Origin of the sequence: Pseudomonas sp. SJZ077 (assembly GCF_007993905.1) — a bacterium.
GTDB classification, from domain to species: Bacteria; Pseudomonadota; Gammaproteobacteria; order Pseudomonadales; family Pseudomonadaceae; genus Aquipseudomonas; species Aquipseudomonas mandelii.
Map to the genome: position 1 here is coordinate 86,526 of NZ_VIUJ01000003.1, position 12,577 is coordinate 99,102.

The window sequence follows — 12,577 nt, forward strand, 5'->3', positions numbered from 1 at the left end:
TCGCCGCTAAAACCGAGAACCGATCATGTCCGAAGACAACATCCTCACCGCCCACGGCTGGGTTCGCGGCCGGCTGATTCACGAACACGGCAAGGTCATGTCCATCGAAGGCGTGCCGTGCGATCCGGCCGACAACGACTTGCCCTATCTGCTGCCCGGCTTCATCGACCTGCACGTCCATGGCGGCGGCGGCAAGGACATCATGGAAGGCGCAACCGCCTTCGAAACCATCAGCAAGACCCACGTGCGTTTCGGCACCACGTCGCTGCTGGCGACCACCATGACGGCGCCGCCGGAGGAGATTTCCAGCGTGCTCAAAGCCGTCGGCGAGTTCTGCGAGCAGCGGCCGGAAGGCTGCGCCCGGGTGCTCGGCGTGCACCTGGAAGGCCCGTACATCAACCCCGGCAAACTCGGCGCCCAGCCGAACTTTGCCCACACCGCGCTGATGGCCGAAGTCGAGGACTACCTCACGCTGGCACCGATCCGCGTGATCACCATCGCCCCGGAAATCGCCGGCCACGATGCCTTGATCCGCACCCTCAGTGCGCGCGGTATCCGCATGCAGATCGGTCACACGCTTGGCAGTTATGAGGAAGGCGTCGCCGCGCTGGCGGCCGGCGCCAGCAGTTTCACTCACCTCTACAACGCCATGAGCCCGCTGCATCACCGCGAGCCGGGCATCGTCGGCGCGGCGCTGGCCCACGCCAAATACGCGGAGCTGATCCCGGATTTGCTGCACGTGCACCCCGGCGCCATGCGGGTCGCCCTGCGCGCGATCCCGTGCCTGTATTGCGTCACCGATTCCACCGCCGCCGCCGGCATGCCGGACGGCGAATACAAGCTCGGCAGCCACACGGTCACCAAGTGCCTGGGCGGCGTGCGTTTGCCCGACGGCACCCTGGCCGGCAGCACACTGACCATGGATCAGGCCCTGCGCAACCTGGTGAAAATCGGTCTGCCGATCGCCGAGGCGTCGCAACGTCTTTCGCAATTCCCCGCCGATTACCTCGGCCTCGAAGAACGCGGTCGCCTGCAACCTGGCAGCTGGGCCGACTGCGTGCGACTGGATCGCTCACTCACACTCACCGCCGTCATGGTCGAAGGAGAAGACATTGACTTCAAAAATGCTTGAAGAGGCGCTGTCCTCGTTCGAGGCCGTGCAAGCCCAACTGCAGCAACTCGACCCGCAGATGATCGAGATCGCCGGGCGCCTGCGCCGTCAGCCGCCGCAAGTCGTGATGACCGTCGCTCGCGGCAGTTCAGATCATGCCGCCAGTTACTTCGCCTACCTGACCATGCAGCAACTGGGCTACCCGGTGGCGTCGCTGCCGATGTCGGTGGTGACCATGCTGCAAGCACCATTGAAGGTCAGCGGCCAAGTGGCGTTCGCGTTCTCGCAGTCGGGGCAAAGTCCGGATCTGGTGAACAGCCTGCGCCTGTTACGCAAACGCGGGGCCCTGAGCATTGCCCTGGTCAACGCCGAAAGCTCGCCGCTGGAAGCCGCGTGCGAATTCAGCCTGCCGCTGTGCGCGGGAACGGAAAGCAGCGTTGCCGCCACCAAGAGTTTCATCGCCACCCTCAGCGCCAGCGCCCGTCTGATCGCCCACTGGAAAGAAGACGTGGAATTGCTCGAAGCCGGCAACGCCTTGCCGGAAGGTCTGCGCGAGGCGGCGCAACAGGATTGGAGCCTGGCCATCGACGCCCTGCGCGATTGCCAACGCTTGATGGTAATCGGCCGCGGTGCCGGTTTTGCCATCGCTCAGGAAGCAGCCCTCAAGTTCAAGGAAACCTCGGCGATTCAAGCCGAAGCCTTCAGCAGCGCCGAAGTGCGTCACGGCCCGATGGCATTGATCGACGAGAATTATCCCTTGCTGATCTTCGCTCCACGGGGTGCCGAGCAGGCCGGTTTGCTGAGCCTTGCTGCCGACATGCGCCAGCGCGGCGCTCGCGTTCTGCTGGCGGCACCGGACGACATTGCCGAACGTGACCTCACGCTGACCCGCGCCGAACACCCGGCCCTGGACCCGATTCTGGCGATCCAGAGTTTCTACGTCATGGCCGCCGGTTTGGCCGTGGCCCGTGGCATGGACCCGGACCAGCCGCGGCATTTGAGCAAAGTGACGCGCACGCATTAAGTCCGCCCCGAACGATTTCCTGATGAGACCGAGCCATGCATAACAACAATAAAGAGCTGACCCTCAGCGCCCCGCTCAGCGGTCCGGTGCTCACGCTCGCCAAAGTCCCGGACCCGGTGTTCGCCAGCGGCGCGATGGGCGACGGTATCGCGATCGATCCACTGAACGACACCCTTCACGCCCCCTGCGCCGGCGTCGTGGTGCACGTAGCCCGTAGCGGTCACGCCGTCACCTTGCGTGCCGACAACGGTGCCGAATTGCTCCTGCACCTGGGCCTCGACACCGTCGAGTTGCAGGGCGAAGGCTTCTCGATGCTGGTCAAGGAAGGCGCCCGCGTCAGCAATGGCCAACCGTTGCTGCGCTACGACCTGGACAAGGTCGCGCAGCAGTGCAAAAGCCTGGTCAGCCTGATGATCCTGACCAACAGCCAGGAGTTTCAGGCGCGGCCCATCACGCTGAAATCGGTCAAAGTCGGCGACCCGCTGCTGCACATCATTCGCCGGGCGGCGCCGGGCGCCCAGGCAGAGCCGGACCTTTCGGCTGAAGCGCATTTCGGCCACGTGCGCATCGCTCATCGCGGCGGTCTGCATGCTCGCCCTGCGGCGCTGATTCGTCAGACCGCACAAGGGTTCAAGAGCAAATCGCAGCTGCATTTCGCTGGCAAATCGGCGACCTGTGACAGCTTGATCGGGCTCATGAGCCTGGCCGTCGGCGAGCAGGATGAGGTTCAGGTCAGCTGCCAGGGCCCGGACGCCGAGGCGGCATTGCAAGCGTTGCTGATCGCCTTGTCCACGGCGTTGGCCGAAGACAGTCATGCCGCTGCGCCTGCGCCGATCACCCGACGCACTCGGACTGCCGAAGCGGGTGTGCTGCACGGTGTTTGCGCCGCGCCCGGTCTGGTCGCTGGCCCCTTGTTTCGCTTGAATACCATCAGCCTGCCGGTGGATGCCGGCCACCACGTTCCCGAGCCACAGCTGCACGCCCTCGATACCGCACTGACCGTCGTGCGCGGCGAAATCGAGCACACCCTGGCCCAGGCCAGGAAACACAAAAACACTGACGAAGAAGCGATTTTCACCGCGCACCTCGCCTTGCTCGAAGACCCGGCGCTGCTGGACGCGGCCAACGCCTGCATCGCTCAAGGCATGGCCGCGACGCACGCCTGGAGCCAATCGATCGACGTGCAGTGCGACGTCCTTCAACAACTCGGCAGCGCGTTGCTGGCCGAACGCGCCAACGATCTGCGCGACCTCAAGCAACGGGTGCTGCGTGCCCTGCTCGGCGAAGCCTGGCATTACGACGTACCGGCCGGCGCCATCGTCGCCGCCCATGAGCTGACGCCGTCGGACTTGCTGCAACTGAGCGAGCAAGGGGTCGCCGGGTTGTGCATGGCCGAGGGTGGCGCGACGTCCCACGTCGCGATTCTGGCGCGGGGTAAAGGTTTGCCGTGCCTGGTGGCGCTGGGTTCGGCGCTGCTGGATCAGGCACAAGGCCAGGCGGTGGTGCTGGACGCCGACGGTGGTCGGCTCGAATGGGCGCCGACGGCCGAACGCCTGGCCGACGTGCATCAGGCGCAACGCGATCATCAGCAACGCCGTGCGCTTCAACAATCGCAGGCTCATACCCCGGCACTGACACGCGATGGCGTGCACATCGAAATCGCCGCCAATGTCGCGTCCAGCGCAGAAGCGGCCGATGCGCTGGCCAACGGCGCCGATGGCGTCGGTCTGCTGCGCACCGAGTTTCTGTTTGTCGACCGCAACACCGCGCCGGACGAACAGGAGCAACGCCTCGCCTATCAAGCCGTGCTCGACGCCATGGGTGACAAGTCGGTGATCATCCGCACCATCGACGTTGGCGGCGACAAGCAACTCGACTACCTGCCATTGCCGGTCGAAGCCAATCCGGTGCTCGGCTTGCGCGGCATTCGCCTGGCTCAGGTGCGGCCGGAATTACTCGATCAGCAACTGCGCGCACTGTTGCACGTCAGCCCGCTGTCGCGCTGCCGGATCCTGTTGCCGATGGTGACCGAGGTCGATGAGTTGCTGCACATCCGCCAGCGCCTCGATGCGTTGTGCCTTGAACTCGGGGTAAATGAACGCCCGGAGCTGGGGGTGATGATCGAAGTCCCGGCCGCTGCGCTGCTGGCCGAGCAGCTTGCAGAGCATGCGGACTTCCTGTCCATCGGCACCAACGATTTGTCGCAGTACACCCTGGCGATGGACCGCGACCACGCCGGCCTCGCCTCGCGCGTCGACGCCATGCACCCGGCCCTGCTGCGGCTGATCGCCCAGACCTGCGCCGGCGCGGCGGTGCATAACCGTTGGGTCGGCGTCTGCGGCGCACTCGCGTCCGATCCGCTGGCCACGCCGGTCCTGATCGGCCTGGGCGTCAGCGAGCTGTCGGTCAGCCCGGTGCAGATCGGTGAAATCAAGGATCGCGTGCGCCACCTCGACGCCGCGCAATGCCGAAGCGTCAGCCACGACCTGCTCAAGCTGAGCAGCGCCGGGGCGGTGCGTCACGCCTGTCACCAGCAATGGCCTCTGAGCTGAACAACTACAACACCTCTCAAACAAAAAGAGCACAGGGAGAACCGCCATGTACCAATATTTCATCGAGGGCCTGCAACGTCTCGGCCGCGCGTTGATGCTGCCGATCGCGATCCTGCCGATTGCCGGCCTGTTGCTGCGTCTGGGCGACACCGACCTGCTGAACATCGCCATCATCCATGACGCCGGCCAGGTGATCTTCGCCAACCTGGCGATGATCTTCGCCATCGGCATCGCGGTCGGTTTCGCCAAGGACAACAACGGCACCGCAGGCCTCGCCGGGGTGATTGGTTACCTGGTGATGATCTCCACGCTCAAGGTGCTGGATGCGAGCATCAACATGGGCATGCTCGCCGGGATCGTCAGCGGCTTGATGGCCGGCGCGCTGTACAACCGTTTCAAGGACATCAAGCTGCCGGAGTACCTGGCGTTCTTCGGCGGACGGCGCTTCGTGCCGATTGTCACCGGCTTCGCCGCCGTCGGTCTCGGCGTGATCTTCGGTTTGATCTGGCCGCCGATCCAACACGGCATCAACGGTTTCGGCGCACTGATGATGGAGAGCGGCAGCATCGGCGCCTTCGTCTTCGGCGTGTTCAACCGGTTGCTGATCGTCACTGGCCTGCACCACATCCTCAACAACATGGCGTGGTTCGTCTTCGGCAACTTCACCGACCCGACCACGGGCGCCATGGTCACCGGCGACCTGTCGCGCTACTTCGCCGGTGACCCGAAGGGCGGCCAATTCATGACCGGCATGTTCCCGGTGATGATCTTCGGCCTGCCCGCCGCCTGCCTGGCGATGTACCGCAACGCCCTGCCGGAACGCCGCAAAGTCATGGGCGGGATCTTCCTGTCGATGGCGCTGACTTCCTTCCTGACCGGCGTCACCGAACCCATCGAATTTGCGTTCATGTTCCTCGCTCCGTTTCTGTTTTTGCTCCATGCGCTGCTGACGGGGTTGTCGATGGCGATCACCAATGCGCTGAACATCCACCTGGGTTTCACCTTCTCGGGCGGCTTCATCGACATGGTGCTCGGCTGGGGGAAATCCACCAACGGCTGGTTAGTGGTGCCGGTAGGCTTGGCGTATGCGGTGGTCTATTACGGGGTGTTTGATTTCTGCATTCGCCGCTTCAACCTCAAGACGCCAGGGCGTGAAGAGGTGCCGACGGGTGACAAGATTGTGGTCACCGAGAATGAACGAGCCGGGGCATACATCAAGGCACTGGGCGGGGCACAGAATCTGATCACCGTCGGGGCATGTACCACGCGGTTGCGGCTGGACATGGTGGATCGCAACAAGGCCAACGATGCGGAGTTAAAGGCGCTGGGGGCGATGGCGGTCGTGCGTCCCGGCAAGGGCGGGAGCTTGCAGGTGGTGGTCGGGCCGATGGCGGACAGCATTGCCGATGAAATTCGTCTGGCGATGCCGGCGCTGGGTCGTGCGCTGGTGTCCTCTCCTCCCGCGGTGATCGATGCACCGAAACCTGCGGCGGTGGCAAATGCAGAAGCGCAGCAATGGCTGGATGCCTTGGGCGGTGGGGACAACGTGCTGCAGATGGATTGCGTGGCCATGACCCGGATTCGACTGCACCTGGCGGATGGCAAAGCGTTGTCAGAGAGTGATTTGAAGGCGCTGGGTTGTCAGGGAGTCAGCCAGCTGGAAGGCGGCATCTGGCACCTGCTGGTTGGTGACAAGGCGCCGAGTTTGAATGGCGCGTTGGAGGCGTTGGTCAATCGCAGTGAGGTGAGTGCCAAGGTTTAATTTGATAGGGCGTCATTCCCGCTACACATAAAAAACCCGCTGATCTGCATCAGCGGGTTTCTTTTACAGCGGCCAGAAAGATCAGAAATCCTCCAACCGCCACACTTCATAAGCCGGCGTCTCATAGGGATGGCTGAGTTTCAGCGCGGCCACCACGGCCACGATCAACTCATCCGCCACCACCAGCTCAACCTTCCATTCCTCAACCTGCTCGACCTGCCCCGCTCCCCCAATAAACGGCTGACTGCCGTCCAAAGGCCGAAACTGGCCTAACCCAAGCACCTGCCACGCGCAATGATCATAAGCCCCGATCCGCCCGCCACCGGCGGCGAATACAGCACTCTTGACCAACTCGACATGGCTGGCCGGAACAAAAAAGCTGAGCTTGTACACAGCCCTTAGTTCACCCAGACGCGCGCATTACGGAACATACGCATCCAAGGAGCGTCTTCGTTCCAGTCTTCCGAACGCCACGAGTTCTGCACAGCGCGGAACACGCGTTCCGGGTGCGGCATCATGATCGTTACGCGACCGTCGCGGCTGGTCAAACCGGTGATCCCGCGCGGCGAGCCGTTCGGGTTGGCCGGGTAGTTTTCGGTGACCTTGCCGTGGTTGTCGACGAAACGCATCGCCACGCAACCCGACAGATCGGCTTCCAGCAACGCTTCTTCGCTGGCGAACTCGGCATGACCTTCACCGTGAGCGATGGCGATCGGCATGCGCGAACCGGCCATGCCTTGCAGGAAGATCGAGTTCGACTCCTGAACCTGAACCATCGCCACACGCGCTTCGAACTGCTCGGAGCGGTTGCGCACGAAGTGCGGCCAGAACTCGCTGCCCGGGATCAGCTCGTGCAGGTTGGACATCATCTGGCAACCGTTGCACACGCCGAGGGTGAAGCTGTCGTTGCGTTCGAAGAAGCCCTGGAACGCATCGCGAGCACGGCTGTTGAACAGCGCGGACTTGGCCCAGCCTTCACCGGCACCCAATACGTCGCCGTAGGAGAAACCGCCGCAAGCCACCAGACCCTTGAACTCGTTCAGGTCGACACGGCCGGCCAGAATGTCGCTCATGTGCACGTCGATCGCGTTGAAACCGGCGCGGTCGAACGCGGCCGCCATTTCCACCTGACCGTTGACGCCCTGCTCACGCAGCACGGCAACCTGTGGGCGGATGCCTTTCTTGATGTAAGGCGCGGCGACGTCCTGGTTGACGTCGTAGCTCAGCTTGACGCTCAGACCCGGGTTGTCTTCTTCCAGCAGCACGTCGAACTCTTGCTCGGCGCAGTCGGCGTTATCACGCAGACGCTGGATCTGGTAGCTGGTTTCAGCCCACTGACGTTGCAGCAGACGACGCTGACCTTCGAACACGGTTTCGCCGTTGAAGGTGATGTTGATCTGGCCGTTGTTCATCGGCTGACCGATCACCGACACGCACTCGCCCAGACCGGCAGCGCTGAACTGCGCGAGGATGTCCGGCGTGGCGTCCTGGCGAACCTGGATCACGGCACCCAGTTCTTCGTTGAACAGGATCGCGGCGATGTCGGCAGAAGTTTCAGCCAGACCGTCGAGGTTCAGGCTCAGACCACAGTGACCGGCGAACGCCATTTCCACGGTGCTGGTCAGCAGACCACCGTCGGAACGGTCGTGGTAGGCCAGCAGGTGACCGTCGGCATTGAGGCCTTGGATCACGGCGAAGAAAGCTTTCAGGTCTTCGGCATCATCGACGTCCGGCGCTTGCGAACCGAGCTTGCCGTGAACCTGGGCCAGGATCGAGGCGCCCATGCGGTTCTGGCCACGGCCCAGGTCGATCAGGATCAGGTCGGTGGTGCCCTTGTCCATGCGCAGTTCCGGGGTCAGGGTCTGACGGATGTCAGCCACTGGCGCGAAACCGGTCACGATCAGGGACATCGGCGAGGTCACGGTCTTGTCGACGCCTTCGTCGTTCCAGCGCGTGGCCATGGACATGGAGTCCTTGCCCACCGGAATGGTAATGCCCAGGTCCGGGCACAACTCCATGCCGACCGCTTTCACGGTGTCGTACAGACGCGCGTCTTCACCCGGGTGACCGGCAGCGGACATCCAGTTCGCCGACAGTTTGATGTCGGAGATCTTGTTGATGCGCGAAGCGGCAATGTTGGTCAGGGTTTCGCCGATGGCCATGCGGCCCGACGCCGGAGCGTCCAGCAGTGCCAGCGGAGTACGCTCGCCCATGGCCATGGCTTCACCGGTGTAGACGTCGAAGCTGGTGGCGGTGACGGCAACGTCAGCCACCGGAACCTGCCATGGGCCGACCATTTGGTCACGGGCCACGAGGCCGGTGATGGTGCGGTCGCCGATGGTGATCAGGAAGCTTTTGCTCGCCACGGCCGGGTGATGCAGCACGCGCTCGACGCAGTCGGCAATGTCGAGGGTCGACGGATCGAAATCGTCGCCCAGTTCGTTTTCACGAACGGCCGAACGGTGCATGCGCGGGGCTTTGCCCAGTAGCACTTCCAGCGGCATGTCCACCGGGCTGTTGCCGAAGTGACTGTCGGTGACCGTCAGTTGCGGCTCAGCAGTCGCTTCGCCAACCACGGCGAACGGGCAACGCTCACGTTCGCAGATCGCCTGGAAGCGTTCGAAGTCGGCCGGGCCGACCGCCAGAACGTAGCGTTCCTGGGATTCGTTACTCCAGATTTCGTGCGGGGCCATGCCCGGCTCGTCGTTTGGAATGTTGCGCAGTTCGAAGCGGCCACCACGGTCGCCATCGTTGACCAGTTCCGGGAAGGCGTTGGACAGACCACCCGCGCCGACGTCGTGGATAAAGCTGATCGGGTTTTTGTCGCCCAGTTGCCAGCAACGGTCGATGACTTCCTGGCAGCGACGTTCCATCTCAGGGTTTTCGCGCTGTACCGAAGCGAAGTCCAGGTCTGCCGAGCTGGTGCCGGTGGCCATGGAGGAAGCTGCGCCGCCGCCCAAGCCGATGAGCATTGCCGGGCCGCCGAGGACGATCAGCTTGGAGCCAACGGTGATCTCGCCTTTCTGTACGTGTTCGGCACGGATGTTACCCATGCCGCCGGCCAGCATGATCGGCTTGTGGTAACCGCGAACCTCGTCGCCACGCGGGGTGGTGATCGACTGTTCGAAGGTACGGAAGTAACCGGTCAGGGCTGGACGGCCGAATTCGTTGTTGAACGCGGCGCCACCCAGTGGGCCTTCGATCATGATGTCCAGCGCAGTAACGATGCGCTCAGGCTTGCCATACGGCACTTCCCACGGCTGTTCAAAGCCCGGGATCTGCAAGTTGGAGACGGTGAAACCGGTCAGACCGGCCTTTGGCTTGGCGCCACGACCGGTAGCACCTTCGTCGCGAATCTCGCCGCCACTGCCGGTGGACGCGCCCGGGAACGGGGCAATCGCGGTCGGGTGGTTGTGGGTTTCGACTTTCATCAAGATGTGCACCGGTTCCTGCACCGCACCGTACTGGCGGGTTTCAGGGTCCGGGAAGAAACGGCCGGCGACGTTACCGACGATCACCGAAGCGTTGTCCTTATAAGCCGACAGAACGCCTTCGCTGTGCATCACGTAGGTATTCTTGATCATGCCGAACAGGCTTTTTTCCTGGCTCTGACCGTCGATGTCCCAACTGGCGTTGAAGATCTTGTGACGGCAGTGCTCGGAGTTCGCCTGGGCGAACATCATCAGTTCGATGTCGTGAGGATTGCGCTTCAAGCCGACGAAGGCGTTGACCAAGTAGTCGATCTCGTCTTCGGCCAGGGCCAGGCCCAGCTCGGTGTTGGCTTTTTCCAGCGCGGCGCGGCCGCCACCCAGCACGTCAATCGCGGTCAGCGGTTTCGGCTCGGCGTGGCTGAACAGGCCGGCGGCTTGTTCGAGGTTGCCCAACACGATTTGAGTCATGCGGTCGTGCAGACCGTCCGCAATCAGTTGCGCGTCGGCGTCACTGAACTGACCGGCCACGTAAAACGCGATGCCGCGTTCCAGGCGCTGGATCTTGCTCAGGCCGCAGTTGCGAGCGATGTCGCTGGCCTTGCTGGACCATGGCGAGATGGTGCCGAAACGTGGCAACACCAGGAACAGACGACCGGTCGGCTCTTGTACCGGAACACTTGGGCCGTACTTCAGAAGGCGCGCGAGCACCTGCTGTTCGTCGCCGGTCAGGACGCCGGTGACTTCGGCGAAGTGAGCGAATTCAGCATACAAGCCGCTGACAGCCGGGACCTTCTGGCTCAGTTGCTCAAGGAGTTTGCTGTGGCGAAAGGCAGAAAGGGCAGGAGCGCCGCGCAGGATCAACATCTTCGGGACAGCCTCGGGAAGGGGTGTGCTTTGAGGCCGTGCATTCTAGCCTAAACCGCCCGCGACATCACCCGAAACGGTGCGCGCGGGTGCACCCGAACGTCGGGCCGGGCATTTGCACCTTAAACAGCGGTTCGCCGAGGGTTATTTTTTATGTCACAAATTACCGTTCGGGCCCATTCCTGCGGGCTCCAAGCGGGTTTTACGCTGTCTAGCAGACAAGCCCTTCGCTGTCGAGATATGGCGCTCGTGGTCCTTTGCGTATACTGCGCAGATGTTTTCCCCAACGGCTTTGCGTCCGCGGTTCGCCAAATGGCTGATCGCAACCGGACTCTTCCTGATGCTCAGTGGCTGTGTTGATAAACCCAACACGCTGGAGCGCGTAAAGGAGGATGGTGTGCTGCGGGTGGTTACCCGAAACAGCCCCGCCACCTACTTTCAGGATCGCAACGGTGAAACCGGCTTCGAATACGAGCTGGTGAAGCGCTTCGCCGACGATCTGGGGGTGGAACTCAAGATCGAGACCGCCGACAACCTCGACGACCTGTTCAATCAGGTGGGCAAGCCTAACGGCCCGGTGCTGGCTGCTGCCGGTCTGGTCAGCAGCGAGAAACGCAAACAACAGGTGCGGTTTTCCCACTCCTATCTCGAAGTCACCCCACAGGTCATCTACCGCAACGGCCAATCGCGGCCGACCGATGCTGGCGACCTGGTCGGCAAGAAGATCATGGTGCTCAAGGGCAGCACCCACGCCGAGCAATTGGCGGAGCTGAAAAAGAAATACCCCGGCATTGAATACGAAGAGTCCGACGCCGTTGAAGTCGTCGACTTGCTGCGAATGGTCGATGAAGATCAGATCGACCTGACCCTGGTCGATTCAAACGAAGTCGCGATGAACCAGGTCTACTTCCCCAACGTGCGAGTAGCCTTCGACCTCGGTGACTCCAGCAACCAGAGCTGGGCGGTGGCCGCTGGCGACGACAACAGCTTGCTCAACGAGATCAATGCCTACCTCGACAAGGTGAAGAAAAACGGCACCTTGCAACGCCTGAAGGACCGCTATTACGGGCACGTCGACGTACTGGGTTACGTGGGCGCCACCACCTTCGCACAACACTTGCAGCAACGCCTGCCCAAGTACGAGCAACACTTCAAGGCCTACGCCAAGAAAGAGAAAGTCGACTGGCGCCTGTTGGCGGCCGTCGGTTATCAGGAGTCATTATGGCAAGCCGCGGTCACGTCCAAGACCGGCGTTCGCGGGCTGATGATGCTGACCCAGAACACGGCGCAGGCCATGGGCGTGTCCAATCGCCTCGACCCCAAGCAAAGCATCATGGGCGGCGCCAAATACCTGGCCTACATGAAGGATCAGCTGGACGAATCGATCCAGGAGCCGGATCGCACCTGGTTTGCACTGGCGGCCTATAACGTCGGCAGCGGCCATCTGGATGACGCGCGCAAACTGGCGGCGAAAGAAGGCCTGAACCCGGACAAGTGGCTGGACGTGAAGAAGATCCTGCCGCGCCTGTCAGAGAAGAAGTGGTACAGCAAGACGCGTTATGGCTACGCCCGGGGCGGCGAGCCGGTGCACTTCGTGGCGAACATCCGTCGTTACTACGACATCCTGACGTGGGTCACGCAGCCTCAGCTTGAAGGCAATCAGGTGGCTGAAGGCAACCTGCATGTGCCGGGGGTCGACAAGACCAAGCCGAATCAGGAAACCCCGCAGCTTTAAATCTGGGTTGCTTTTGAGGACGCCTTCGCGGGCAAGCCTCGCTCCTACAGGGCCGGTGTCGTATGCAAAGTTGCGGCACAACACGGACCTGTAGGAGC

At 62.6% G+C, this 12,577-nt stretch carries 7 protein-coding genes; 5 read left to right on the plus strand and 2 right to left on the minus strand.

All coding sequences use genetic code 11. The features are described 5' to 3' along the window. Positions 1-25 precede the first annotated feature (25 nt). From nagA to nagE, 4 genes are read left to right on the plus strand one after another with little or no spacing between them, the layout of a single operon-like run. Positions 26-1,132 carry an N-acetylglucosamine-6-phosphate deacetylase gene (gene nagA, locus FBY01_RS07340; RefSeq protein WP_077748285.1) on the plus strand — a complete coding sequence of 369 codons (1,107 nt, stop codon included), beginning with the start codon at positions 26-28 and terminating at the stop codon, positions 1,130-1,132. Further along, a complete protein-coding gene (locus tag FBY01_RS07345; RefSeq protein WP_010463037.1) occupies positions 1,125-2,135 on the plus strand; it encodes an SIS domain-containing protein in 1,011 nt (336 codons plus the stop codon). Before nagA ends, FBY01_RS07345 begins: the two co-directional genes overlap by 8 nt. A 35-nt stretch (positions 2,136-2,170) precedes the next feature. Continuing rightward, complete coding sequence (gene ptsP, locus FBY01_RS07350) at positions 2,171-4,687, plus strand: phosphoenolpyruvate--protein phosphotransferase (RefSeq protein ID WP_145306860.1); 2,517 nt, start codon at positions 2,171-2,173, stop codon at positions 4,685-4,687. Between the two features lie 46 nt (positions 4,688-4,733). Further along, on the plus strand, positions 4,734-6,449 hold the full coding sequence (gene nagE / locus FBY01_RS07355; protein WP_010463041.1) for an N-acetylglucosamine-specific PTS transporter subunit IIBC: 1,716 nt from the start codon (positions 4,734-4,736) through the stop codon (positions 6,447-6,449). Between the two features lie 81 nt (positions 6,450-6,530). On the opposite strand, the gene FBY01_RS07360 is transcribed toward nagE, so the two are convergent. After that, positions 6,531-6,842: a YqfO family protein gene (locus tag FBY01_RS07360; RefSeq protein ID WP_145306862.1), complete on the minus strand. Its 312-nt coding sequence runs from the start codon at positions 6,840-6,842 to the stop codon at positions 6,531-6,533. Positions 6,843-6,847: 5 nt separating this feature from the next. Next, positions 6,848-10,744 carry a phosphoribosylformylglycinamidine synthase gene (gene purL / locus FBY01_RS07365; protein WP_077748283.1) on the minus strand — a complete coding sequence of 1,299 codons (3,897 nt, stop codon included), beginning with the start codon at positions 10,742-10,744 and terminating at the stop codon, positions 6,848-6,850. 274 nt (positions 10,745-11,018) lie between these two features. Here purL and mltF point away from each other — a divergent pair, with 274 nt between their 5' ends. Beyond that, positions 11,019-12,479: a membrane-bound lytic murein transglycosylase MltF gene (gene mltF / locus FBY01_RS07370; RefSeq protein WP_010463047.1), complete on the plus strand. Its 1,461-nt coding sequence runs from the start codon at positions 11,019-11,021 to the stop codon at positions 12,477-12,479. Positions 12,480-12,577 lie beyond the last annotated feature (98 nt).